Genomic DNA, 26,290 nt, shown 5'->3' with positions numbered 1-26,290 from the left:
TTGTTACCTCGCTATTCTTCGGTCGTATCGATAGCACGTTTACCTTCAGCCAAGTAGTTTTTCAACAACCCTTCGATAACGCGTGGATTTTGGCCGTCTTGAATACCTAATACCGCATCGAGTATTAGTTCTTGGTTTAACTTCTCTTCTGCCATACGAAGTGACAGCTTATTTGAAATTGGAATGGCAATAACGTTTGCTAAAAAAGCACCATATAAGGTAGTCAAAAGTGCAACCGCCATTGCAGGACCGATAGCTTTTGGGTCATCCATATTTGATAACATGGCAACTAGACCGATTAACGTACCTATCATCCCCATAGCCGGTGCCACTTCAGCAAGCGCTCCTAGCATACCAACGCCGGTTTCATGGCGCTCTGTAGTTAATGCGATATCTTTCTGCAGAGTTCCTCTAACCACATCAGCATCGTGGCCATCAACTAACATATCGACACCTTTTTGCATAAAGGCATTTGAAATTTCAGCCTCTTCTAGTGCCAAGAAACCACCTTTACGAGCAGCATCAGCCATTTCTACTGATTGTTCAATTAACTCTTCTGGTTTTTCAATTTTAAACATGAATGCTTTACCGATAATTTTACCTATCGTAAAAAATTGCCCCATGTTGTAATTAGACAAAACAACAAAAATTGAACCACAAAATACAATCAGAATAGACTGTGTGTCGACGAACATTGAAATGTCGCCACCCAATATCATTGCCATCACAATGAATCCGATAGCGCCTAACATCCCTAGTAGCGTAGCTAAATCCACAAACTGCCTCCTAAATAAGTGTCTTTAACGACCTGAATTAATTTGATAATACATTATCAATTTACTATTCGCGAATAGTTATATTGATATTATCGCCCTAACCGTCAATAACTTAACTTGTTTTTTATATAAAGCTAAGAATGTTCTTTGATTGACCTACCGCCTACTGTGATGTACCTTTGCGCCTTATTAACATGACTTATTTTATCGCTTGGTAGCTATGGCTAAAAAGAAATTAGAAAATTTAAGCTTTGAAGAGGCTTTGACAGAGTTAGACACTATCGTTGGGCAACTTGAGCAAGGCGAACTTAGCTTAGAAGAATCAATGGCTGTCTTTGAACGAGGCCTAAAGCTTAGTCAGTTAAGTCAAACTAAACTGCAAGATGCAGAGCAAAAAGTACAAATGCTGGTCAACCAAAACGGTGAACAAGCATTAACTCACTTTGATGCTGAAGAGAGTTAACTCGTGCCTAACCTCCCCCAATTAGAAAATTATCAACATCGCGTTAATCAGTTGCTTTCAGAAAAGCTTGATACCCTTATGGTTAATGACGAAAAATTGCTCGACGCAATGCGTTATGGCTTGCTAATTGGTGGCAAACGTATGCGTCCTTATCTTGTTTATACGACAGGTCAAGCTCTCGGTGCTTCAATGGAAGATTTAGACGGCATTGCCTGTGCATTGGAATGTATTCATGCCTATTCGTTACTACATGATGATTTACCTGCCATGGACGATGATGACTTACGTAGAGGCAAACCAACTTGTCACAAAGCTTTTGACGAAGCGACGGCAATTTTGGCTGGCGACAGTTTACAAACCTTAGCATTCGATTTTTTAGCTAATCACCCATTTTCAGTATTGGTAGATGGCAAAAGAACAAAATTATTTCAATTACTTGTACAAGCATCAGGATATAGTGGCATGTGTGGTGGTCAAGCGCTTGATTTAAGCGCGACAAACCAGGCTATTTCGATAAACGAATTAGAAAACCTCCATGCGCTAAAAACAGGAGCGCTTCTCAAGGCATCAGTTGCAATGGCAGCTGAATGTGTAGAATCAATTACTGCCTCTCAAAAAACATCCTTGAACCAATTTGCCGAATTAGTTGGTTTAGCCTACCAAGTACAAGACGATATTATTGACATCACTTCAAGCGAAGAAGAGCTTGGAAAACCTAAGGGTTCAGATATTGCTGCGAACAAATCAACATATCCTGCCTTGTTAGGTTTAGAGGGTGCAAAGCAAAAAGCGGATGACTTATACCAAGAATCACTTCAAGCTTTAGCCACTTTGCCCTACAATACGCAGAATTTAGCTGAATTTGCGACTTTTATAGTTCGCCGTACTCATTAATTATAAAAATATTATGACAATCAACCTTGCTGATTACCCTTTGCTTTCTACTATTGATACTCCAGATGAATTGCGTCTTCTGCAACAAGATCAATTACCACAAGTTAGTGAAGAGTTACGTAGCTATTTATTAAACTCAGTAAGTAAGAGCAGTGGGCATTTTGCTTCAGGCTTAGGCACTATCGAATTAACAGTAGCTCTACATTATGTTTATAAAACGCCCTTTGATCATTTAATTTGGGACGTAGGCCATCAAGCATATCCACATAAAATACTGACCGGTCGTCGTGATAGGCTTCATACTATTCGTCAAAAAGACGGATTACACCCTTTCCCTTGGCGAGAAGAAAGTGACTATGATGTGTTAAGCGTTGGTCACTCAAGTACCTCTATTTCAGCAGCTTTAGGCTTAGCTGTAGCCGCTGAAAAAGAAGGAAAAGAGCGAAAGGTCGTCGCTGTTATTGGTGATGGCGCCATGACAGCCGGTATGGCATTTGAAGCACTAAACCACGCTGGGGACATTCATAAAGACATGTTAGTTATCTTAAATGATAATGAAATGTCTATCTCAGAAAACGTTGGAGCGTTAAATAATCATCTAGCCAAAATGTTATCTGGCAGTTTTTATACTGGTATTCGTGAAGGTGGCAAAAAATTACTTAATAATATTCCACCAATTAAAGAACTAGCGAGCCGCGCTGAAGAACACTTAAAAGGTATGGTAGTTCCGAGCACGTTCTTTGAAGAATTAGGTTTTAACTACATAGGTCCAATTGACGGTCATGATGTTGATGGTTTAGTAGATACCATACGTAATATGCGTAGTCTAAAAGGACCACAAATACTGCATATTGCAACGAAGAAAGGTAAAGGCTATCACGCTGCAGAACAAGACCCAATTAAGTATCACGCGGTACCCAAATTCGATCCTGCAGATACTTCTTTACCTAAAAGTCAGCCTACTTTACCAAGTTATTCACAAATATTCGGTGATTGGCTATGTAAAATGGCCGAACAAGATAAAAAATTAATGGCGATCACTCCAGCCATGCGAGAAGGCTCTGGCATGGTTGAATTTAGTCAACGTTTCCCGGATCAATACTTTGACGTTGCCATCGCAGAACAACACGCTGTAACCTATGCTGCGGGCTTAGCTATAGGTGGCTATAATCCGGTAGTAGCAATTTATTCAAGCTTTTTACAACGTGGTTATGACCAGTTAATACATGATATTGCTATACAAAATTTACCGGTATTGTTTGCAATCGATAGAGCTGGAATTGTCGGTGCCGACGGCCCAACTCACCAAGGCTCTTTCGATTTAAGCTTTATGCGCTGTATCCCTAATATGGTGATAATGACACCATCTAACGAGCAAGAGTGTCAATTAATGCTTACTACTGGTCACGAGTACCAAGGACCAGCTGCTGTTCGGTACCCACGAGGCAATGGTACAGGAGCAGACTTACCTTCAATAGAACAAACGATTGAAATAGGTAAAGGAGTAGTCATAAAAGAAGGTGAGCAAATTGCTATGCTCAATTTCGGTACTATGCTAGCCGAGTCAGAACAAGCTGCTGAAGCACTAAATGCCAGCCTTGCCGATATGCGCTTTGTAAAACCGCTAGATGAAGCACTTATTGTAGAGCTAGCAAGTAAGCACGATGTTATTGTGACAATTGAAGATAATGCAATTGCTGGTGGCGCAGGCTCAGCAGTAAATGAGTTTATACTTGCTAATGGTTTAGCTGTTAAGGTACTTAATATTGGATTACCTGATCAATTTATCAAGCATGGTACTCAGCAAGAAATCCATCAAGAATTAGGATTAGATTGCGAAGGAATAGTAAATAAGATCAATAATTTCATTAGTTAAAGTCACTATTATTGAAATAAAAAAAGCCGCTTTAAGCGGCTTTTTTTATTTCAATTATCAATTAGTTATTTAACCTTAAAGGCATCAACTGATTGCTCTAGTTGTTTGGCTAGCGTTGCTACTTCATGGCTATAGCCTAACGTTGAACTCGATTTTTCACTACTTTGCTGGCTAATATCTGAAACAAGTGCAATGCTTTGATTTATTTCATTGCTCAATGAGTTTTGCTGTTCAGCAGCTGAAGAAATATCGCTACTCATCATATGCATTTGTTCAATCGCCTGACTTATAGTTGTCAATGTTTCTAGTAATCGCTCAGTATCAGTTTGACACAATTTAGCACCATCCTTGCCTTGCTCAATTTCCGCCACAACAGAGCCGGTTTGGGACTGTAACGAATCGATCATGGCGTTGATTTCAGCGGTCGACTCTTGAGTTCTACTCGCCAACATACGCACTTCATCAGCAACAACTGAGAACCCTCTACCAGCTTCACCAGCTCGCGCAGCTTCTATTGCCGCATTTAATGCAAGTAAATTAGTTTGATCAGCAATGCTCTGAATTGTTTCCAGTATGCTACTAATATTGGTCGCTTCTTTATCTAAAGCTGACATTCTCCCTGCCGTAGCATCAAGTAATTCGCTCAAATCACTAATCTTACTCGCGGTACTATTGGCACGCTGCTCTAGTTCATTACTGCGATCCAATGCTTCTGTCATTTGACTTTCTGCGTCAGTGGATTTTGCTAACACTTCATCAGCATTTAGACTAAGTGCTTGGGTAATATTAGTCACACCGTTAACCGTGTCTTGCTGCGTATCTAATGATTGAGCCACCGACTGAATTTCTTCTTCAGAGCGATTTGCCGCAACATTTAACGCATTAGCATTTTGACCTATTTCGTCAATTAACACTTTCAAATGGCTCACTACTGAATTTACGTTTGTTGACAACTGACCGTACTCATCTCGACTATTAACGTCTAACTGATGAGACAAATCACCTTGGGCAATTGAGCTAAGCACATTATTAATCTTGTTCAGTGGCTCTATCATTGAACGAATGGTTAAAAAGGCAATTGTTATGCTCGCGGCGATAAGCACGATCATAATAATGCTTGTTAACATCTGACCACGGTCAACATCATCAAACACGTCTTGTTGTAAGCGTTGTAAGTTGTCATCCACTTGCGATAACAAGCCATCAATAATTTCAATTGACTGAGAAATATTTTTTTCTGACGATACTAAACTAATATTAAGCGCCTTTTGCAGCTCCAACTGACTAATCTTCACTGCAAAGTAGTTATTGTCACCACTAAGTAAATTCTTAGATTTATTAAACTCTTCAACAAACTGTTCTATTACGCCATCGGTATTGTAGTCTTGACCTAAGTTCACTAAATACACGGTCTGTTGTTCAATCGTACCTAACGATTGATTGATCACAGCTTCACTATCTTGAACCTCAGCTAAATCATTGATTTGATTTACTGACTTAGTCGCATCAGTCACATTGATCAAATAACCTTCAATTTGCCCTGCAGCACCAGCAATGCGATCTATCGTTGCTTGTTCATCAGGGTCTTCAAGGTAAGTTAAATCAACGAGTAGCGCGCCAGCTTCATCCAAGTAAAGATTAAGTTCATCTTCAATGCTTGCTAATTCAGCGCCTTTTTCAATAACACCTACTTTATTGTCCAGCATTTGTTGAACATCGATTACAAAAGATTCGTATTGAGACAGGAAAAGCTTCAATTGCTTTTCCATTGGCTGACCTTTTAGTAACTTTGTAAGCTTAGTACGATGCACAGCTAATTGCTGACCACCTTGCTCAAATGCGATTTTCAATTGTTCAAGTAAAGCAAGATCTTGAATACCATCGATCTGCGAAGCTTGTTTAGCTTGTTTTAGTAACTCTATCTGGATACTGTTACTGAGTTGTTGTATTGGTATGGCTTGGCTATCAACTTGCTCTGTAGCTTCTTCAATGTTCGCTAAAATCCCTATAGAACTTACACTGCTGACAATTAACAATAACAAAATGACAGTAAACCCTAATATAATCTTATGGGCAACTTTTACATTCATGCGAACACCTACTTCTTAAGGTTAGTTTTATTATTATCTGGCTTAATGCCTTATTTAACTAGTTCGACCAGTATCTTAAAACACTAATGCGCCTAATTAAAAGCCAGTTTTTACATTTTTATGAATTAATCACAACAAAGTTGTTACAAACAGCATAAATTGTCATGCTTTTGCCCAAAAAAAAGCCACCATGAAGGCGGCTTTTGATAATAATAGTAATCGCTATTTATTCAGGCAGGTATTCAACAACTTCCAAACCAAAGCCCGACAACGAATGATATTTAGTTTGAGAGCTCAATAGGCGCATTTTACTAACACCTAAATTAGCCAAAATTTGTGAACCAACGCCCACGTTACGAGAACCGATATGGCGTTTCACTTCTTTAACCGTTTCACCGGCATCTAGCTTAGCGTATTTTTCTACTTGTTCAATCAAGCTGTTAGGTGATTCATGCTTACCTAATAACACTAACACGCCGCCTTCTACTGCAATACGTTCTAAAGCCTTGCCTATCGGCCATTTATTAACACTATCACGCTGACTAAATAATAAGTCTCTAAAGGTACTTTCAAGGTGAACACGGACAAGCGTTGGTTGCTCAGGGTTAATTTCTCCCTTAGTTAACGCAAAGTGGGCTTGGCCATCAATAGTATCTTTAAATACGGTTAGATCAAATTCACCAAATGCCGTAGGTAATTTACATTGTGAAACACGCTCTATGGTCGTTTCATTAGCATTGCGGTATTCAATTAGATCAGCAATAGTCCCCATTTTCACGTCATGCTTTTCAGCTATAACTTCTAAATCAGGTCGACGAGCCATAGTGCCATCTTCATTTAATATTTCGACTATAACTGCAGCGGGCTCTAAGCCTGCTAGACGCGCTAAATCAACACCAGCTTCAGTATGCCCTGCTCTATTTAAAACACCGCCATCTTTCGCGATTAACGGAAAAATGTGCCCTGGTTGTACAATCGAATTATGATCCGCATTTTTGTCAACCGCAGCTAAAATTGTTGTCGCACGATCAGCAGCAGAAATTCCGGTTGTTACGCCTTCAGCAGCTTCAATTGAAACGGTGAAGTTAGTGGTAAATTGCGCATCATTTTTATCAACCATTAGTGGTAGCTTCAATAGTTCACATCGTTCACGTGCCATAGGTAAACATATTAAGCCACGCCCGTGTGTTGCCATAAAATTTATAGCTTCCGGTGTGACTAACTCCGCAGCCATAATGAAGTCACCTTCATTTTCACGATCTTCATCATCCATCAAGATAACCATTTTGCCTTGCTTGATGTCTTCAATAATTTCTTGTGGCGTGTTTAATTGCATGACTGCCTCTTTATCTAATAAAACCGCTGCGTGCTAGCAGCTCTTGAGTAACACCTGAAGATTGTTCAGTTGCTTGCCCTTTAGTTAATAAGCGTTCGATATAACGGGCCATTACATCAACTTCAATATTGACCTTACTACCCGTTTGATATTGGGTAATAATGGTTTGTTCTGCGGTATGGGGGACAATGGTTAATCTAAACTTACCTTGCTCTAAGCTATTTACCGTTAAGCTGACACCATCTATTGTGATTGAACCTTTCTCAGCAATGTAAGGCGCTACCTCATTAGCCATTGATAACCAGTAATCTGTGCTATTGCCTGATGGATTTATCGCAATAATTTCTGCGACAGCATCGACATGTCCTGATACGATATGACCACCAAAGCGAGTTGTTGGTAACATCGCTTTTTCTAAGTTAACTTTTTGTCCTATTTGATAGTTACCAAAGCCTGTACGCTTAAGGGTCTCTGTAGAAACATCTGCGCTATAACTGTTAGCATCAAAGCTCACTACAGTGAGGCAAATACCATTTGTGGCAATAGAATCTCCAAGTTTTACATCACTCATATCTAGCGCGCCAACATTGACTGTAATACGAGCGCCGTCAGCATTGATATTAATCGCTTTTATTGAACCTACAGCTTCAATTATACCTGTAAACATTAATGACTCTCTTCTAAGTTTGCGACTATTTTTAAGTCATCGCCGACCATAGTAACTTCTTTAAATTTAAACGACTTCGCTTGTGACAGCTGTGTAATTGCCGGCATCTTAACCAAGCCTTTATTTTCTGCGCCCATTAATTTAGGCGCTTGATAAATAATAAGCTCATCCACCAAGTTTTGCTCGATAAAGGCACCAGCCAATGTTTCTCCGGTTTCGATCAACACGTCATTCAAACCTAGCTCTGCGAGCACAGATAATAAAGAGGCTAAATCTACCTTATTATTTTGCGCCTTAACTTGGATATGTTTGACAAAATGAGGCCACTGATGGCGAGTTTCAATCCCTGTATTAACAATTATTATTGAGCTGGGGTGCTCAAATAGAGCTAAATCAGGTGTTAAGCGATCTTGGCTGTCGACAATAATTCTTACAGGTTGCCTTATTTCACTTTCCGAATACTGCTTATTGAGCGAGCCCAGTTCCGCTTGCCTAACTGTCATCTTAGCATTATCGCTAATCACCGAACTCGCCCCAGAAATCACCGCACAACTTTGTGCTCGCAAGCGCTGGACGTCTTGCCTAGCTTTTGAAGAAGTAATCCATTGACTTTCACCACTTGCCATTGCCGTTTGACCATCAATACTAGCGGCTAATTTACAGCGAACATATGGACGTTTTCGTTCCATTAACGAAATAAAGCCTAGGTTTAGCAATTTAGCGTCAGTTTCAAGCAGGCCAGAAGCAGTTTCAATTCCAGCCTCATTAAGCATATTTAGACCTGAACCAGCAACTTTTGGATTGGGGTCAACCATTGCCGCAATCACTTTACTGACTTTTGCTTCAATTAAGCCTTTAGCACAAGGAGGCGTGCGACCAAAATGACTGCAAGGCTCAAGCGTTACATACGCAGTTGCACCTTCAGCTTGTTTCGCTGCTGCGCGCAAAGCATAAACTTCGGCATGTGGTTCCCCCGCCTTTTGATGAAAACCCTCGCCAACAATTTTACCATTGTTGACAATAACGCATCCTACTCTAGGATTAGGCGAAGTAGTGTAATGACCTTTTTTAGCCAGAGATATTGCTCTAGCCATAAAGCGATGATCATCAATCGTAAAGCTCATGCTATTTTTCATCACCTAATCGAGCAATTTCTTCACCAAATTCTCGAATATCTTCAAAAGAACGATACACCGAAGCAAATCGAACATAGGCTACTTTATCGAGCTCTTTTAGTTGCTCCATAATTAAATTACCTAACATTTCCGATGACACTTCACGTTCACCAGTAGCACGAAGTTCAGATTTCAATTTATTGATAGACAGCTCTACTTGTTCAACACCAACAGGACGTTTTTCCAACGCACGCTGTAATCCACTACGCATTTTTTCTTCGTTAAAAGGTTCACGTGAACCATCACGTTTAACAATGCGTGGCATGACAAGTTCTGCGGTCTCAAAAGTCGTAAAACGTTCATGACATTCAACACATTCACGACGACGACGAATTTGGTGGCCGTCAGCGACAAGACGTGAGTCAATAACTTTAGTGTCTGTTGCAGTACAAAACGGGCAATACATGTACGTACCCAAATAGTTAGTATGTTATCGCTATTTTAATCTAAAACAAGCAGTTAAGCGAAAGCTATATCAGTTATTTTTTTAGCCAGAATAACAGTGACATAAACCTCAAACAACAGAACAAAATTCATACACCTTTGCTAAATATCAAACTCGGTGTATTTGTATTTGCGCTAAGGTGAAAAGCTGATAATTCTAATAAGCGTACTAGCATGAAAAAACTCAAAGTTTTAGGAATATTTTTTTTAGGGTTAATTAGTCATCAAATGGTTGCAAGTGAACTGCCAGCGGACAAGTTGTTGACTCAATTTGATCGACTTGTCCAAGGCGAATTTGATAACTATAACCAAGTAAATTTCGAAACTAACGGCTTTCTTCCAAAAGGTGCAATCCCGGAAGATAAACACCATCGCCTGTATAAAAAAGTCACTAAGCTCAATGCGCCACAGCTTGGAGAATACGTCTATTTTGAGCAAACTCACACTGGTGGAAAAGACAAGCCTGTTTATCGAAAAACAATAGCAATAGCCAAGCCTGATTATCAAAGTAACGAAATAGTAGTTGAGCAATTTAAAGTAGCTAATGATTTTGATGTTATTGAGAACCAATCTAGTCTTGCTGTAAAGTCACTAACTTCACTTGGTAAACACTGCCAAGCACGATACCAACAACTAGGTAAAAGCTTTGTTGGAAAAATAGATCGACATACCTGCCAAGTAGTTTCTAAGCATGGTGGAAAAGTATTTATTGGTGGTAACTTCGTTATTAGCGAGCAAGGCTACTGGCATCTAGAAGCGGGTTATGACGAACAAGGCAATATGCGCTTTGGTCGAAAAGATTATGACTATTATCAACTAACCCGCGCTAGACAATTTAAATGTTGGGCGGCATTTAAGACTGACAAATTTAAAGACAACGGAGAAGCTAAATGGGATTTCCACCCTAATATAATGTTACATAATCAAGGAGATATCGCTGAATTCACGACGACAGAAACACAACCTAAAAGCTACTTTATTCGTTTAAAAGAAACGATTTTCCCAGCGGGAAATCGACCTGATGTTATAGAAATTTTTGTCCATGAAAATAGTCAAGTTGCAAAGAAAAGCTATAAAAAGGCGTTATCGTATACGTGGGCTAATGCTGACGCCACACGTTTAGGTATTAATTTAAGATGGATGCAAACAAGCTGTCACCAAATCTAAATAAAAAAGGCGCTATAAAGCGCCTTTTAAAACTCAGGTTAACAAAAGGTTATTCGTGAATAATACGATTTTCAATTAAATGTTCTACGACACTAGGGTCGGCTAACGTTGACGTATCGCCTAAGTTTTCCAATTCATTTTCAGCAATCTTACGTAATATTCTACGCATAATTTTACCTGAACGAGTTTTAGGTAAACCTGGCGCATATTGAATATAATCTGGTTTAGCAAAACGCCCTAATTCTTTCGCTACAAACTCTTGAAGTTCTGGGATCAACTCATCAGACTCATGAGAGCTACACATTAAAGTGATATAACAATATATGCCCTGTCCTTTAATTTCATGCGGATAACCAACGACTGCGGCTTCTGCAATTGCTGGGTGAAGCACAAGCGCACTTTCAATCTCCGCAGTGCCTAAGCGATGACCTGAGACATTTAATACATCATCGATACGTCCAGTAATCCAATAAAAATCATCTTCATCGCGCTTCGCACCGTCGCCAGTAAAGTAATTACCTGGGTATTGGCTAAAGTATGTGTCGTAGAATCGCTGATGATCACCATAGACGGTACGCATTTGTCCAGGCCAAGAACCTGTCATCACAAGTCGTCCACGAGTTTTACCTTCAAGCAATTCACCTTCTTTACTTAATATCGCAGGTTTAACCCCAAAGAAAGGCTTACCTGCAGCACCAGGCTTCATATCCACAGCGCCTGGTAGCGAAGTAATTAAAATACCGCCTGTTTCCGTTTGCCACCAAGTATCAACTACTGAGCATCGACTTTGTCCAACAATTTCATAATACCAGTGCCACGCTTCAGGGTTAATCGGTTCACCTACAGTACCAAGTAAACGAATACTTGAACGATCATATTTTTCAACTAGCTCATCACCTAAACTCATTAAGGCACGAATGGCCGTTGGTGCAGTATAGAAAATATTTACTTTGTGTTTTTCACATACTTGCCAAAATCGTCCAGCATCAGGGTAAGTAGGAACACCCTCAAATACTAAAGTTGTCGCTCCATTTGCCAGTGGGCCATAGAAAATATAAGAATGCCCCGTTATCCAACCAGCATCCGCAGTACACCAGTAAACTTCACCTTCTTGATAGTCAAATACATACTTATGAGTCATCGCAGCGTATAGGATATAGCCACCACAAGTATGTAATACACCTTTGGGTTTACCGGTAGACCCTGAGGTGTACAAAATAAACAATGGATCTTCAGCATCCATAATTTCTGGCTGGCAAATAGCAGGATAGGTATCGATAACTTGGTTGTAGTTAACGTCTCTTTCATTATTCCAATTTACGGAGGCACCTGTGCGCTCTACCATGACGACAGTATGTACATCTTTGCAGTCAGCTACAGCAGCATCAACATTTGCCTTTAATGGAATGTGTCGGCCCCCTCGAACACTTGCATCTGCCGTAATCACTACCTGACAATCAGCATCAAGTACACGTGCCTTAATAGACTCTGTAGAAAAGCCGCCAAATACAACAGAGTGAACTGCACCAATTCGTGCACATGCCAACATTGCATAGCCAACTTCAGGGATCATCGGCATATAAATACAAACGTTATCACCCTTTTTCACACCACGATCTTTTAATAAGTTTGCCATGCGACAAACATTATCGTGCAGCTCTTGATAACTTATACGTGTGTCATCCGTTGGTTCATCACCTTCGAAAATAATGGCAGTTTCATTGGCCTTAGTAGCCAAATGACGATCAATACAATTGTAACTGACGTTAAGCTGAGCACCTTTAAACCATGATATTTCTGCTTTTTTGTAGTCAACTGATGTAACTTCATCCCATGGTTTCACCCAGTCGATAAATTTTTCGGCTTGCTCTGCCCAAAATTGTTCAGGTTGATCAATTGATTGCTGATAAAGCTTTTCGTAAGTTTCGCTATCAATATGTGTAATAGCTTTGGCCTGCTCCTTTACAGGGTACAGTTTTTGTAATTCGTTCATCTTCCCACTCTAATACAATTGTATGTATGTTATTGAACCCCTTTATTTCAAGGGCTCTAATTATTATTTAATGCTTATCTACCAGTGTATCTGGTTTTATTAATTTGTCTTATACAGTTTCATTGTTTAATTAACATTATGCTTATAACCAAACGAGTACAACAACATAACACCTACCAACACAAATGACAACGCTGTCATTTACTTATTACCGTGGAAAATGTGTTTTTATAACAATCTAAACATAGCTGTTTAAAATTTTATTCGACTATTTTTTGTGCAATCAGTTCTTTTTGTTCTACATTTTAATTATTGATGGTGGGAGAAAAAAATATATGAACTTGCTTTATCGCCTAACTATTTCTCAAAAGATTTATCTAATCCCAATCATTGGTACGATAAGTTTTATTGTATATCTGGCTCTTTCAACCATTAGCGCCAATGGCAATGTCGCGCTTTTATCTAGCGCAAAAGATCTGCAGTTTCCGGTAGTTCAATTATCTAAATCAGCATCAGTCGATATTGTCCGCGTTTCAGAATTACTTAACAGTGCGGTCACTACAGGTGATGAAGAAAGCATTGAAACTGCAGATGAACTATCAGAAACAGTAAAACAAACCATTTCTAATATAGGTGCAACTGATACACAGTTTGCTTCTGCACAACGTCAAATGCTTTCAGAATTTGATGACTACTATCAACAAGCAAGAACGCTATCTCTCGGTATGGTTGAAGAAACCATAGATTTTGAAAAATTACCCGCGATGGGTAAAGCGATGAATGACGCGTTTGAAAAAGTAAAAGGCACCGTAGAACAATTTAATAAGGCTCGAGTAACGGAATTTGAACAGGCGATAGTAGATGCAAATGACTCTGCAGAGACCATTGTCACTATTGGATATATTATGGGTGCCATCACTATAACCCTGTTATTTGGTACCGCAGTACCAATTATTACTGAAATTAAGCAGTCGCTTTCTAGTGTTATTGGGTCTTTGAAAGACATAGCTCAAGGTGAAGGTGATTTAACGGTTAGATTAAATTCTAAATCTCAAGATGAAATTGGCGAACTGGTTAATTGCTTCAACCTTTTTATTGAAAAGCTGCAAATTACAATCAAACAAGTTGTTGAGATTGCCCTGCCGTTATCTGACATGGCTAACTCCGTTAGCTCTAACGCTGAAGAAACGAATAATATTACACAAATCCAACAAGACGGTACGCAAAATACTAAAACGGCTGTTGACAATTTAAGCCACAGTGTTCAAAGCGTCGCTGATAGTGCATCTTTAGCCGCAGAAGCGGCTATGCAAACGAGTACCGTTTCAACACAAGGTGAAGAAGTCGTCTCAAAGACAGTCGATACAATTCATCAACTAGCGAAAACTGTCGAAGACTCTTCAGACGTAATTGATCATTTAGATAACGATGCCAATCAAGTTGGCGTGATACTGGATGTAATACGCGGTATTGCAGAGCAAACGAACTTGCTTGCTTTAAACGCCGCAATCGAAGCAGCGCGAGCAGGTGAACAAGGAAGAGGGTTTGCTGTTGTTGCAGATGAGGTGAGAACACTGGCCTCACGTACACAAGATTCCACAATTGAAATCCAAACAACCATTGAAAAATTACAACAAGCTGCGCGAAAAGCAGTTGCCGCAATGAGTAACGGTAGAAACCTTGCTGAAAGCAGTGTTGAGCAGGTAAGTAAGGCGGGTGAATCTTTAACAGAAATAACGTCATCTGTTGCCCAAATTAACGATATGACCGGCAATATTGCACAAGCTACAGAAGAACAAACACAAGCAACACATCAAATTGTTACTCATGTTGATGAAATAAGTAACAGTACAGAGCAAACACATATAGCCTCACAAGAGCTCGCCGCGGTTAGTGGCGATTTGGCCCACTTAGCGCACGATCTTGAGGTTATTGCAAAAGGGTTCAAAGTTTAGAATTTTCGTTAAGAGTTAGAAAATAAGTAGTATCGATTTTTAACGGGCTACATAAAAACACACGAGGGTCTCTTGATATGAAAAAACCTTACCTCAAGCTATTAGCGCTGTCGGTGCTAGTTACGCCATACGCTGTGGCGGAAATACAATTCAATGGTTTCGGTTCAGTCAGGGCAACCTACTCTGAATCTGATAATGGTTCCGCGCCATTCTCCTACCTTGATGAAGGTGATATCACCTTCAAAGGAGAGTCGCTATTTGCTCTGCAAGCACGAGCCGATTTAGGCGAAGGCCTCTCAGCAACTGTACAAATGTTTGCTGAAGGACGAGATGATTTTGATATCGAAGCACGTTGGGCTTATGTCAGCTATCAATTAGATGACACCCACCAAATTAATGCAGGAAAACTAGCAAACCCCATATTCCATCAATCTGAATACGAAAAAGTTGGTTATGCTCATAATTTTTCTCGTTTACCAGTTGCGGTTTATAGCGGCTTTGATTTTGCAACAATGGAAGGAATATCGCTAAATAGCCAATTCGAACTCGCTGATGGTGACTATACATTAGATACCAAACTCTCCTACGGTAATTGGGAGGGAACCGTATTTCTTGCAGCTGCAGGAGGAGATGTACCTTTAGGGCTAGACAATATTTTTTCATTTAATGCAACTTTATCAGGTGATTGGTGGAAAGTTTTTGCTGGCGCTTTTATCACAGAAATGAATGCAACAGGTTTAGATCAGGGTGTTATTTTTCCTTTTGCACAGCCTGGCATTGATTTAGCTACATCATTAGGGGCTACATCAAGTGATATCAACGAACTTACTAGCTCATTAGCATGGCATGAAAAAGATGGCCTATATTGGTTTAGCGGTTTTGGCTTTGACTACAATAATTTCATTGTCGATTTTGAATATGCCAATTACGCAGTCGATGACGCAGCAGATGCTCCTAATGAAGCATGGTATATCGCTTTTGGTTATCGTTTTGGTGACTACGTAGTGACCATTCATACAGAAGAGCAAACACAAGATATTGAATATGACTTTTTAGATAACGTGCAGCATCCTGTATTGCAAGCGACAGGACGCGGAATAGTTGACGCATTGGGCGCAGTTGAGTTTGAAGGTTCTGGTATATCCTTGCGATATGACTTTCATCCGAGTGCCGCTTTTAAGCTAGATTATTTTAGCGGTGAAAATACGCGAGCAGACATTGGCGATTACACCATAGTTTCTGCTGGCATTGATGTAGTTTTTTAAGGGGAATATCTGATGAAAATAATTAAGTTTGTTTTGCTATTCTCTGGCTTAATAGCATTTACTAGTCAAGCAGTTACTGTAATAGTACACCCTTCTAATGCTGACGCATTAGACAAAAAGGTAGTAAAAAAAATATTTCTAGGGAAAAGCACAAAATTCCCTGGTGGCTCTCAAGCTATTCCTATCGAGTTAAAAGATGGCGCATCTAGAGCTAGCTTTTTAAAAGCAGTCGTTGGTAAACCTGAAGCAAAATACAAAGCTTATTGGTCTAAACGAGTATTTACAGGTAAAGGGCAAGCTCCTAGAAGTGTTGATTCAGAAGCTGAGATTATCGACCTTATTAGCAAAAACCCTAACCTCATCGGTTATGTTAGTGATGACGCTGTTACAGATTCGGTTAAAGCAGCGGGTAAATTTTAGCTTACTAGCAACCGTAATATGCAGAAGCCCATTGATATATTTGGGCTTCTGTTCAATTTCTCATTTTAATTCCTATCAAATAAACTTTTGACGTTTTCCATCTGTGTTTGAAGCCACAAACTTTTTCCATGTGTTACTACATCTGACTCTAGCTTACCTGCAAAAATATCTTCAGCTACCGCTTGTGCTTCATAGTTCAAACCAATGGAGTCTCGGCTGTCTTCAAAGTGTTCAACTTCTTCTTCCAGAATATATAAAGAACAATCCTTTGCACGCCAAAAGTCATGAATGGCAATATAACCTTTGTCTCCAATAATATAAGCGTAGTTGTTTAATTTACATTGAAAAGATGTTGCTAAAGTGGCTTTTTTTCCACCAAAATCTGCCAACATAATTACATCATTTTCAACACCGTTAGGTGCAAACTCCGCACTTACATACCAATCGGCATTAACATTATTAAGAAAATAACCGGCAATGGCGATAGGATAAATCCCCATATCTAACAAACAACCGCCAGCTAGCGCTTTGTTATATACTCGAGTTTCAGGTGAATACGGCATAGGATAACCAAAATCTGCTTTGACATGCTTTAGATTGCCTATTCGCCCTGCATCAACCCACCGCTTTGCTTGTTGAATTGCAGGTAAAAAATACGTCCACATAGCTTCCATCAAAAAAACACCTTGTGACTTGGCTAATTTGGACAGCTCTTGGCATTGAGCGCTGCTTATCGTAACTGGCTTTTCACACAAAACGTGCTTGCCAGCTAAAATAGCATCTCGTGCTTGATCAAAATGTAGTGTATGAGGTGTTCCAATATAGACCACATCAATATCTGGGTCGTCAAACATTGCCTGATAACTAGCGTAGGCGCGTTCTATTTCAAATCTACTCGCAAATTCTTCGGCATCTTCTAGCTTTCGAGCAGCAACGGCTAACATTTTCCCATTGCTAACAAATGCCATATCTGAAGCGAATTGTTCAGCTATTCTACCGGTACTAACAATTCCCCAATTTAATTTATTCATTATGAAGGACTCCTTTCTACTTTGATCTGAATAACTCATTACTTTGCCACAAAATTCATGCGCAATGTATTAAGTTACTGCTTACGCTTATATCTTCTATCGTCAAAACGAACTTACTATTGAATGGAGAAATTTTGATTTAATTTGTGACGTGTAACAAAACAAAAAAGCCCGAGCAATGCTCGGGCTTTTTAATCTGGGGTATAAAAGTAATACTTTTAAAGTAAAAGTTACTTCTTCGCCAACTTCTCTTTGATACGCGCAGAACGACCAGAGCGCTCGCGTAAATAGTAAAGTTTAGATTGACGAACATCACCGCGGCGTTTAACTTCGATAGAATCAACTACTGGGCTATGTGTCTGGAATACACGCTCAACACCAACACCGTTTGAAATTTTACGAACAGTGAATGCAGAATGTAAACCACGGTTTTTAACAGCTAAAACAACACCTTCAAATGCTTGAAGACGTTCTTTGTCACCTTCTTTTACTTTAACTTGTACAACAACTGTGTCACCTTGCGCGAACGCAGGTAAGTCAGTTTTCATTTGCTCTTGTTCAAGAGCCTTAATAATGTTACTCATAATTACCTCTTCCTAGGATTCACGGTCAGCAGCTTTTCGCTTAATTTCATTAAGCATCTCAACTTGTTCTGCCGTCAGAGCTAGGTCAGTTAAAAGTTCTGGTCGCCTGAGCCATGTTCTCTCAAGTGATTGAAATTGTCGCCATTGTCTTATGTGTTCGTGATTACCACTTAACAAAACTTTTGGTACCGACCTCTCTTGTTCAGAGTTAGCGTCTAATACTTCTGGTCTTGTATAGTGAGGACAATCTAGTAAACCATCAGCGAATGAGTCTTGCTCTGCTGATTGTTCATGCCCTAATACACCTGGAACAAAACGCGCTACCGCATCAATTACATTCATTGCCGGCAATTCACCGCCACTTAATATGTAATCACCAACTGACCATTCTTCATCAATATCTGATTCAATGATCCGTTCGTCTATTCCTTCATAACGGCCTGCTACAAATATCAGGCAGTCATCTTGTGCAAGTTCACTTACACCAACTTGGTCCAACTTCCGGCCTTGTGGTGATAAATAAATCACCTTAGCGTTTCTACCATCTTCCACCGCTTTCGCTTTGGCTGCATGAATAGCATCGCGTAGCGGTTGCACCATCATTAACATCCCCGGTCCACCGCCATAAGGTCGGTCGTCCACTGTGCGATGTTTATCATGGGTAAAGTCTCTTGGGTTCCACTTATGAAACTCAACAAGTCCTTTACGAATCGCTCGGCCTGTCACCCCGTATTCTGTGATTGCGTCAAACATTTCAGGAAAAAGGCTTATCACCCCTATCCACATTTTGCAGCTCGTCACAGTTTAAAAACCTGGGTCCCAGTCAACACAAATTTGTTTATTTTCATTGCTTACCGAAACAACAACTTGGTCAAAAATATAAGGAATTAACCTTTCTTTCTTACCAAAGCCATCATTACGATTAGCTTTTACAACCAATACATCATTAGCGCCTGTTTCCATAATGTCGGAAACCTGACCAAGGTCATAGCCTTTATCAGTCACAACACTCATGCCAATTAAATCTCGCCAATAAAACTCACCTTCAGGTAAGTCAGGTAGCAGACTAGAATCAACAAATATTTCTGAGCCAACAATACGTTGAGCGTCATCTCTATCGTCGATTTTGGCAACTTTAGCAATTAAGCCATTGTTATGTTTGCGCCAATCAATAACTTCAATTGGCTGTTCTTTACCACCTAATTTTAACGACCAAGGTGCATAGTCAAAAATTGCTTGTGGATCTTCAGTAAACGAGTGGATTTTAACCCAACCTTTGATGCCGTAAACTGCGCCTACTTTACCTAGGAGGACTTTTTCGCCCATATTACTCACCAAATTCCCTCAAACTTACTAAATCAATTAAGCAGCCGCTTGAGCGTCTTTAACTAACTTAGCCACACGATCAGATAAACCAGCGCCTTGACCAACCCAATGGTTGATACGGTCTAGGTCTAAACGTAATTTCTCCGCTTGACCTTGTGCTGATGGGTTGAAGAAACCAATTTTCTCGATGAAACGACCATCGCGAGAATTACGGCTGTCTGCAACAACTACCTGATAGAATGGACGCTTCTTCGCGCCACCACGAGCTAAACGAATGGTAACCATACCGTCCTCTATATATTTAATGTTAAAACGAATTTTCCAGACACTTCCTATCCGACGAATTTTCAGTACAGACAGAAAAGCTCGCGTATTCTACGCTTTTCCACGAAAATTGCAAATATTATAGTCTGTCGATAACTTTTCAAATTTGGAAACTTAAAAACTCCCTTCAGGGTTAAGTTTCTTTTTTTAGTTTAATAATAAGATCTATGTGTGGGATAAGCTCTTCAATTTCTCGAATTTGTGCACGTAATGCCTGCCATTGTCTTAGCTCAAGTTGACCGGAGTCTAATATTGCCAACTTAATTTCACTTACTAATGAATCCTCTTGCTTTTGTTCCAAGAACTCATTGATATGCAACAGCTTGTCTAAATCTGCTTGACTGAGTATTTCTTGTTCTACCATAAAACATACCGATTAATTTAGTTCACTTTAAATATAGCGGCAAATAAGAAAAAAACCGTAGCTGTGTTGTAACAACTACGGTTTTTCTTTTGATTTATAGCGTTTTATTAGCGGCCAAACATTCCGCCACCGCCCCCCATACCACCCATTCCACCAGGTGGCATCATGCCTTTCATTCCACGCATCATTTTCTGCATGCCACCTTTTCCTGACATTTTCTTCATCATTTTTTGCATTTGGGTAAACTGCTTCAATAACTTATTAACGTCTTGAATTTGGGTACCGGAGCCAGCCGCAATTCTACGCTTACGCGAACCTTTAATAACTTCTGGACGTGCTCGCTCAGCAGGCGTCATTGAATTGATAATCGCTTCCATTCGAACCGTTAATTTATCATCCATTTGGCCTTTAATTTGTTCTGACATATTGCCCATACCAGGCAACTTGTCCATAAGGCCCATCATGCCGCCCATATTTTTCATTTGCACTAGTTGCTCACGGAAGTCTTCTAAATCAAACCCTTTACCTGATTTAATTTTCTTCGCCATTTTTTCGGCTTTCTTTTTGTCAACTTTTTGCTCTACTTCTTCGATAAGTGACAGAACATCACCCATACCCAAAATTCGAGATGCAATACGATCAGGGTGGAAAGGTTCTAACGCATCAGTTTTTTCACCAACACCAATAAACTTGATTGGTTTACCTGTAATGTGACGAATAGACAGTGCAGCACCACCTCTAGCATCACCGTCTGTTTTAGTTAGTACAACACCAGTAAGAGGCAATGCGTCATTAAACGCTTTAGCTGTATTTGCCGCATCTTGACCCGTCATAGCATCAACGGTAAATAAAGTTTCTACAGGTGTAATAGCTGCATGTAATGCTTGTATTTCACCCATCATGTCTTCATCAACATGTAAGCGACCTGCAGTATCAACGATTAATACATCAAAGAAATTCTTCTTTGCATGTTCAATTGCAGCATTAGCGATATCAACAGGCTTTTGTTTAATATCACTTGGGAAAAAATCAACACCTACTTCGCTAGCAAGTGTTTCTAGCTGTTTAATCGCTGCTGGACGATATACGTCAGCACTTACCACTAATACTTTTTTCTTTTCTCTATCTTTTAGAAACTTAGACAATTTAGCGACAGAGGTGGTTTTACCTGCACCTTGTAAACCTGCCATTAAAACAACCGCAGGCGGCGTTGCTTTTAAATCTAATGCTTCATTAACTTCACCCATCGCAGCTTCAAGTTCTGTACGAACTATTTTTACGAATACTTGACCTGGCGTTAAGCTTTTAGATACTTCCTGTCCAACTGCACGTTCTTTTACTTTAGCAATAAACTCACGAATAACCGGAAGCGCCACATCAGCCTCTAGCAAGGCCATGCGTACTTCGCGTAGCGTATCTTTAATATTGTCTTCGGTAAGGCGGCCACGACCGCTAATATTTTTAAGCGTTTTAGTTAAACGATCTGACAAATTCTCGAACATGAAAGTCTCAAACAACAAATGGGTAAATAATTCTGCTCGCCATTATACTCTTTCGCCAAGCAATTAAAATAAGCAAGCAACATTCGATAGCGAATATCAACGTTTGTCACATTTGTGATACGCTATCACTACTATCTTAAATATTGGGATGAAAGTGGAAACTGCAAGTTTATTGCTCAGTAATTTTATAGAATTAACGTTAGATGCCAGCCCTTGGTTATTACTTGGTTTACTTATCGCAGGCTTAATGAAAGCTTGGTTACCACCTAATTTATTATCCAAACATTTAGGCGCTGGTAATTTCGCCATTATAAAAGCAGCATTAATTGGTGCACCATTACCACTATGCTCATGTGGCGTAATTCCTGTAGCAACTGAATTAAGAAGAAGTGGAGCATCACCTGAGGCAACCTCTTCATTCTTAGTCGCCACCCCAGAAACTGGAGTAGACTCAATTACAGTATCGTATGCCATGCTTGGCCCTGTATTTGCAATTTTTCGACCCATTAGCGCGATATTGTCTGCCATTGCCACTGGCTTTTTAGTAAAGACGGCAAAACACACTGATACACCAAACAACATAACCACCACTTCATGTTGCGCAAAAAAAGCGCCAAAAGTAGAAAACGAAACATCTTGCTGTTCTTCGGCTAAACAACCAAAAGAAAGCTTTTTCGACAAAACGTTGTCGGGAATTAAGTACGCCTTAACTAAGCTTATTGATGATCTAATAAAGTGGTTATTGGTTGGGCTTATATTCGCCACCTTAGTTAAAACGTTTATCCCAACATCATTTCTAACTGAATATGGCAGCGGGCTTGTTGCCATGTTGATCATGATTGCTATCTCAATACCAATGTATATATGCGCGACGGCGTCAACGCCTGTTGCCGCCGGGTTTATTATGGCAGGTGTTTCACCAGGCACAGCATTAGTATTTATGATGGCAGGCCCGGCTACTAACATTTCAACCCTAGGTGTTATTAAAAGCGAAATGGGTAATGCCGTGTTAATTCGTTACTTAACAGGGATCAGTGCCTGTGCAATAGGTTTTGGCATGCTACTCGATAGTTTAGTGGGGTACATGGGAATTGACATTGCTCACCATATGCAACATAGCCATGAATTATTGCCACTTTGGCTAACAACGTTTTGTGCATTAATTATAGCTTTTTCTGCGATTAAACCGTTACGGATCAAATTAATTAAATAATTACAATGACAAACATGGCGTTAGTGGACAAATCTGATAAACTGAGCCAGTTTTCGTTGGACAACACTATAGGATAAGTAGTGGACTTTATTGGCGTTAGTACTTTAATTGCTGTGATTTGTTATTTATCAGCAACAGTTTTAATTTTAGCAAAATTATTTGATAGCAAAGGCCCTAACCAGCTACTTGTGCTGATGTTAGCTTGTTTCGCAATAATCCCTCATACGCTATTGGCCACTAATCAGTTATTTACCAACGAACAAATTAATTTTAGCTTGCCCAATGTAATAACCTTTGTCAGCGTCGTCATTACATTACTTATTACTTTGGTCGCGATTAAGTACAAACTAAATTTATTGCAGCCAGCAACTTATGCATTTGCAGGAGTTTGGTTGATAATAACCATGGTGTTACCTGACGTAGCCCATATACCACTCGCGATATCTAAATTTGGCGTTATTAGCCATATAACCTTATCTCTGATTGCCTACTGTGTACTCATTATTGCATGCTTATATAGCTTTCAAGTCGCCTATATCAACATGAAGCTTAAATCGAAGAACTTGGCTGCGGTGAATCATTTACCGCCACTGATGCAAGTTGAACGACAACTGTTCGTTATTCTTGCTATTGGTACTAATGCACTAGCAGCAACCGAAATTACTGGTTTCTTATTTTTAGATGGTATTTTCAGTAAAGAAAACGCCCATAAAACGGTGCTTTCTTTATTCGCCTTATCAATATATATCACTATACTTTGGGGGCACTATAAAAAAGGCTGGCGCGGACACAAAGTGTTAACTTTAACTATTATCGCGACAACATTGCTCACGTTAGCTTATTTTGGCAGCCGTTTTGTTAAAGAGTTTCTATTAAGTTAACTTTTAAGGTATAACGATACACTGGCTTTTATTTCAACAGTAAAAGCCAAGATGATTGGCAACAAAGGATCCCATTTTTGGACAGCATTTCTACTAGTACACTCTTTTCAATATTAGGTGTACTCATATTGATATCAGCATATTTTTCTGGCTCAGAAACTGGCATGATGTCATTAAATCGTTACCGACTTCGTCACCTTGAAAAACAAAAACATAAAGGTGCTAAACGCGTAAGTAAATTACTTGATAAGCCCGATCGATTAATCGGCCTGATCCTTATAGGCAACAACTTAGTTAATGTTTTTGCTTCATTGGTTTCAGGTGTGATCTTCGCACGATATTTTGGTGATGCAGGCATATTCTATGCAGGTTTAATTCTTACATTAGTCATACTCATTTTTGCTGAAGTTACCCCAAAAACTTTAGCGGCTTTGTACCCGGAAAAAGTTGCGTTTCCAAGTTCAATCATCCTCTCGCTATTACTTAAATTGCTATTTCCATTCGTTGTTGCTGTTAATTGGATTACTAATGGTTTTTTAGCCATTTTAGGTATTAGCTCAGAACAAAGAGAACAGCATAGCCTAAGTACGGAAGAGTTAAAGACAGTTGTAAATGAATCCAGCGCTTTACTGCCAGAACGCGATCAAAATATGCTAGTGGGCATCTTGGATTTAGAGAACGTCACAGTAGAAGACATCATGATCCCACGAAGCGAATTAGTGGGAATTGATATCAACGAAGACTGGAAAAAAATCCAAAAACAACTCACCCAATCTAACCATACACGTGTATTGCTATATCGCGATACCATAGACGATGTTGTTGGTTATATTCATATGCGCGATGCATTGCGGTTATTGTCAAAAAACCAATTCACCAAGGCAACGTTATTACGAGCAGTGCGCGAGTTATATTTTATTCCAGAAGGCACACCATTAAATGTTCAATTGCTGAAATTTCAACATGCCAAAGAACGATTAGGGTTAGTTGTTGATGAGTATGGTGACATCCAAGGATTGGTCACATTAGAAGACATCCTAGAAGAGATTGTGGGCGACTTTACCACGACAATGACACCTACACCATCTGAAGAGGTTCATCAGCAACCTGATGGCTCTTATTTAGTCGACGGCAGTGCGACAATTCGAGACATAAATAAGGAAATGTCGTGGGATTTACCCACAGACGGCCCTAAAACGTTAAACGGCCTAATTATTGAATATTTAGAAGATATTCCACAGGCTAAATTAAGCGTACGGATCGCAGGTTACCCCGTAGAGATCGTTGATGTCAGCGACAATATGATCAAAACTGTTCGCATCATGCCTGAACACATACTTCGCCAGAGCCACGAAGAATAAAGGGCTCTAATCATTCTCTCTTAATTTTTACCTACTAATAGGTAGCGCGTGAAAACTTACTGCTAATCTAAGGAACAATTTTTTTAACTGCTTGATGCAATAGTCACCAACTTACTGATCATATTTACATGCTTTGTTGTCTAGCGTTGAATTAATCTAAGGCATGGCGATTTAATCACAGAGTTATCCACAGAATTATTAGTTATCCAACTTTCCACATTTTCTGTGGATAACAAAGGACGCCCCATAAAAATAACGGCCTCTACTTTTGCAATCTTTTTTTCACAAAAATATCATATTTTTTTTATTTAATTTTTTGGTCAAAAATGACAACTGGTCAACCAGAAATTAATAAATTTACAAGCATCATTACATCGTTGCCCAATATATAAGCTATGTAAAAAAAAGCCTCGCAATTAGCGAGGCTCAGAAAGCTCAGGTTGGGGGAGAGAGCTTAAAAACTTTAATAACCCATTAAAGTAATAACAGGTTTATCTTAAATTCTGTGCTTTTTAACAAAACGACTAATTATTTGGCCATTACAGTAAATATCATCAATATTTTTATATTGCTTTTGAACAGCAGGTAAACCATTAACTACCGCTTCTTTACAAATTTGAGATGCTGCTTGGTTATCAGCTGCTTTAAATTTAAATACTACTGACTTTATTGGTTGCTCAACTTGTGATTCAAATTGCGCAGCAAAACGAATTAACGATTGGTCGTTACAGCTTAAACGATTCTTAATTTGACCAAACTTAACGCCTAGCGAACTAGCCGTCGATTTAGCTGCTGTTAAACCGCCTTGGGCAGCAGCAACACATAATTGTGTTTCAACAGATTGATCTAGTGCTCGAAATTCAACGTTAGATACCTTTGCAGACGCACCAAATGACACAGCTAGAGTTAATACAGCAACTAATACAGTTTTCATAAACACCTCAGTTAAAAACTAAAAAATAAGTAATCTCGAATTGATGACTAGTGTATAGAGTCTAAACTCTAATGTAAATAACTTTTGTAATTAAATTACATTTAAAGGGTTTTTGACGACAAAAGCGCAACACTTACGTTATTAAATTACAAAAAGAAGCCGTAATTCAGATTATTCATTTAAAATACAATCTGTTACCTCGCATTTAAAAAGAGATTAAAACTTTCAACATTATGTTTTTACGCTAGT

The 26,290-nt window shown here is 39.4% G+C and carries 25 protein-coding genes; 10 read left to right on the top strand and 15 right to left on the bottom strand.

All coding sequences use genetic code 11. The features are described 5' to 3' along the window. Positions 1–11: 11 nt before the first annotated feature. Complete coding sequence (gene pomA, locus HII17_RS14990; protein ID WP_169076184.1) at positions 12–776, bottom strand: flagellar motor protein PomA; 765 nt, start codon at positions 774–776, stop codon at positions 12–14. Positions 777–996: 220 nt separating this feature from the next. On the opposite strand from pomA, the gene HII17_RS14985 reads away from it, so the two are divergent. Genes HII17_RS14985 through dxs form a run of 3 tightly spaced genes read left to right on the top strand, consistent with a single transcriptional unit; the run spans position 997 to position 4,009 of the window. Then, entirely contained in the window at positions 997–1,239 is a 243-nt protein-coding gene (locus HII17_RS14985; RefSeq protein WP_169076183.1) for an exodeoxyribonuclease VII small subunit, read from the top strand. A 3-nt stretch (positions 1,240–1,242) separates the two neighbouring features. Continuing rightward, entirely contained in the window at positions 1,243–2,133 is an 891-nt protein-coding gene (ispA, locus tag HII17_RS14980; RefSeq protein ID WP_169076182.1) for a (2E,6E)-farnesyl diphosphate synthase, read from the top strand. A gap of 13 nt (positions 2,134–2,146) precedes the next feature. Continuing rightward, entirely contained in the window at positions 2,147–4,009 is a 1,863-nt protein-coding gene (gene dxs, locus HII17_RS14975) for a 1-deoxy-D-xylulose-5-phosphate synthase (RefSeq protein WP_169076181.1), read from the top strand. Positions 4,010–4,074: 65 nt separating this feature from the next. Here dxs and HII17_RS14970 read toward each other — a convergent pair whose 3' ends face one another. The 5 genes from HII17_RS14970 to nrdR form a co-directional block, all read right to left on the bottom strand. Continuing rightward, positions 4,075–6,099 carry a methyl-accepting chemotaxis protein gene (locus HII17_RS14970; RefSeq protein WP_169076180.1) on the bottom strand — a complete coding sequence of 675 codons (2,025 nt, stop codon included), beginning with the start codon at positions 6,097–6,099 and terminating at the stop codon, positions 4,075–4,077. Positions 6,100–6,325: 226 nt separating this feature from the next. After that, positions 6,326–7,435 (bottom strand): bifunctional 3,4-dihydroxy-2-butanone-4-phosphate synthase/GTP cyclohydrolase II, encoded by a 1,110-nt coding sequence (gene ribBA, locus HII17_RS14965; RefSeq protein WP_169076179.1) that lies wholly within the window; start codon positions 7,433–7,435, stop codon positions 6,326–6,328. Between the two features lie 10 nt (positions 7,436–7,445). Then, on the bottom strand, positions 7,446–8,102 hold the full coding sequence (locus tag HII17_RS14960; RefSeq protein ID WP_169076178.1) for a riboflavin synthase: 657 nt from the start codon (positions 8,100–8,102) through the stop codon (positions 7,446–7,448). Further along, complete coding sequence (ribD, locus tag HII17_RS14955; RefSeq protein WP_169076177.1) at positions 8,102–9,238, bottom strand: bifunctional diaminohydroxyphosphoribosylaminopyrimidine deaminase/5-amino-6-(5-phosphoribosylamino)uracil reductase RibD; 1,137 nt, start codon at positions 9,236–9,238, stop codon at positions 8,102–8,104. Before ribD ends, HII17_RS14960 begins: the two co-directional genes overlap by 1 nt. Beyond that, entirely contained in the window at positions 9,228–9,683 is a 456-nt protein-coding gene (gene nrdR, locus HII17_RS14950; RefSeq protein WP_169076176.1) for a transcriptional regulator NrdR, read from the bottom strand. The genes ribD and nrdR overlap by 11 nt, the downstream gene beginning before the upstream one ends. Before the next feature lie 212 nt (positions 9,684–9,895). Here nrdR and HII17_RS14945 point away from each other — a divergent pair, with 212 nt between their 5' ends. Continuing rightward, the gene (locus tag HII17_RS14945) at positions 9,896–10,888 is read left to right on the top strand and encodes a CpcT/CpeT family chromophore lyase (protein ID WP_169076175.1); all 993 of its coding nucleotides are present in this window, start codon (positions 9,896–9,898) and stop codon (positions 10,886–10,888) included. 49 nt (positions 10,889–10,937) lie between these two features. On the opposite strand, the gene acs is transcribed toward HII17_RS14945, so the two are convergent. Beyond that, positions 10,938–12,881, bottom strand: a complete 1,944-nt coding sequence (gene acs, locus HII17_RS14940) for an acetate--CoA ligase (RefSeq protein WP_169076174.1) — start codon at positions 12,879–12,881, stop codon at positions 10,938–10,940. A 335-nt stretch (positions 12,882–13,216) separates the two neighbouring features. Between acs and HII17_RS14935 the strand changes: the two genes are divergently transcribed. From HII17_RS14935 to HII17_RS14925, 3 genes are all read left to right on the top strand, one after another. After that, a complete protein-coding gene (locus tag HII17_RS14935) occupies positions 13,217–14,836 on the top strand; it encodes a methyl-accepting chemotaxis protein (RefSeq protein WP_169076173.1) in 1,620 nt (539 codons plus the stop codon). A gap of 77 nt (positions 14,837–14,913) precedes the next feature. Next, a complete protein-coding gene (locus tag HII17_RS14930; protein ID WP_169076172.1) occupies positions 14,914–16,101 on the top strand; it encodes a porin family protein in 1,188 nt (395 codons plus the stop codon). Between the two features lie 12 nt (positions 16,102–16,113). Then, positions 16,114–16,521 (top strand): type 2 periplasmic-binding domain-containing protein, encoded by a 408-nt coding sequence (locus HII17_RS14925; protein ID WP_169076171.1) that lies wholly within the window; start codon positions 16,114–16,116, stop codon positions 16,519–16,521. Positions 16,522–16,586: 65 nt separating this feature from the next. On the opposite strand, the gene HII17_RS14920 is transcribed toward HII17_RS14925, so the two are convergent. The 7 genes from HII17_RS14920 to ffh all read right to left on the bottom strand — a co-directional run bounded on the left by HII17_RS14920 (position 16,587) and on the right by ffh (position 21,652). Then, the gene (locus tag HII17_RS14920; RefSeq protein ID WP_169076170.1) at positions 16,587–17,552 is read right to left on the bottom strand and encodes a Gfo/Idh/MocA family protein; all 966 of its coding nucleotides are present in this window, start codon (positions 17,550–17,552) and stop codon (positions 16,587–16,589) included. Positions 17,553–17,782: 230 nt separating this feature from the next. Next, positions 17,783–18,136: a 50S ribosomal protein L19 gene (gene rplS / locus HII17_RS14915; protein ID WP_169076169.1), complete on the bottom strand. Its 354-nt coding sequence runs from the start codon at positions 18,134–18,136 to the stop codon at positions 17,783–17,785. A gap of 12 nt (positions 18,137–18,148) precedes the next feature. Further along, on the bottom strand, positions 18,149–18,922 hold the full coding sequence (gene trmD, locus HII17_RS14910) for a tRNA (guanosine(37)-N1)-methyltransferase TrmD (RefSeq protein WP_169076333.1): 774 nt from the start codon (positions 18,920–18,922) through the stop codon (positions 18,149–18,151). An 18-nt stretch (positions 18,923–18,940) separates the two neighbouring features. Beyond that, on the bottom strand, positions 18,941–19,462 hold the full coding sequence (gene rimM, locus HII17_RS14905; protein WP_169076168.1) for a ribosome maturation factor RimM: 522 nt from the start codon (positions 19,460–19,462) through the stop codon (positions 18,941–18,943). Between the two features lie 36 nt (positions 19,463–19,498). Continuing rightward, a complete protein-coding gene (gene rpsP, locus HII17_RS14900; protein ID WP_169076167.1) occupies positions 19,499–19,747 on the bottom strand; it encodes a 30S ribosomal protein S16 in 249 nt (82 codons plus the stop codon). A gap of 172 nt (positions 19,748–19,919) precedes the next feature. Further along, complete coding sequence (locus HII17_RS14895; protein WP_169076166.1) at positions 19,920–20,150, bottom strand: hypothetical protein; 231 nt, start codon at positions 20,148–20,150, stop codon at positions 19,920–19,922. A 107-nt stretch (positions 20,151–20,257) separates the two neighbouring features. Beyond that, positions 20,258–21,652: a signal recognition particle protein gene (gene ffh, locus HII17_RS14890; RefSeq protein ID WP_169076165.1), complete on the bottom strand. Its 1,395-nt coding sequence runs from the start codon at positions 21,650–21,652 to the stop codon at positions 20,258–20,260. Positions 21,653–21,806: 154 nt separating this feature from the next. Between ffh and HII17_RS14885 the strand changes: the two genes are divergently transcribed. The 3 genes from HII17_RS14885 to HII17_RS14875 all read left to right on the top strand — a co-directional run bounded on the left by HII17_RS14885 (position 21,807) and on the right by HII17_RS14875 (position 25,107). Beyond that, the gene (locus tag HII17_RS14885) at positions 21,807–22,865 is read left to right on the top strand and encodes an SO_0444 family Cu/Zn efflux transporter (RefSeq protein WP_328824548.1); all 1,059 of its coding nucleotides are present in this window, start codon (positions 21,807–21,809) and stop codon (positions 22,863–22,865) included. An 80-nt stretch (positions 22,866–22,945) separates the two neighbouring features. Further along, positions 22,946–23,746, top strand: a complete 801-nt coding sequence (locus HII17_RS14880) for a cytochrome C assembly family protein (RefSeq protein ID WP_169076163.1) — start codon at positions 22,946–22,948, stop codon at positions 23,744–23,746. A gap of 77 nt (positions 23,747–23,823) precedes the next feature. After that, entirely contained in the window at positions 23,824–25,107 is a 1,284-nt protein-coding gene (locus HII17_RS14875; RefSeq protein ID WP_169076162.1) for an HlyC/CorC family transporter, read from the top strand. Between the two features lie 496 nt (positions 25,108–25,603). Here the strand turns inward: HII17_RS14875 and HII17_RS14870 are convergent, their stop codons facing one another. Further along, on the bottom strand, positions 25,604–26,041 hold the full coding sequence (locus HII17_RS14870) for a DUF3718 domain-containing protein (RefSeq protein ID WP_169076161.1): 438 nt from the start codon (positions 26,039–26,041) through the stop codon (positions 25,604–25,606). Between the last annotated feature and the right edge of the window lie 249 nt (positions 26,042–26,290).

The sequence above is a fragment of the Thalassotalea algicola genome (genome assembly GCF_012932965.1).
GTDB lineage: Bacteria > Pseudomonadota > Gammaproteobacteria > Enterobacterales > Alteromonadaceae > Thalassotalea_F > Thalassotalea_F algicola.
Note: the sequence above shows the minus strand (reverse complement) of the source record. Positions and strands in the feature narration are given on the sequence as shown.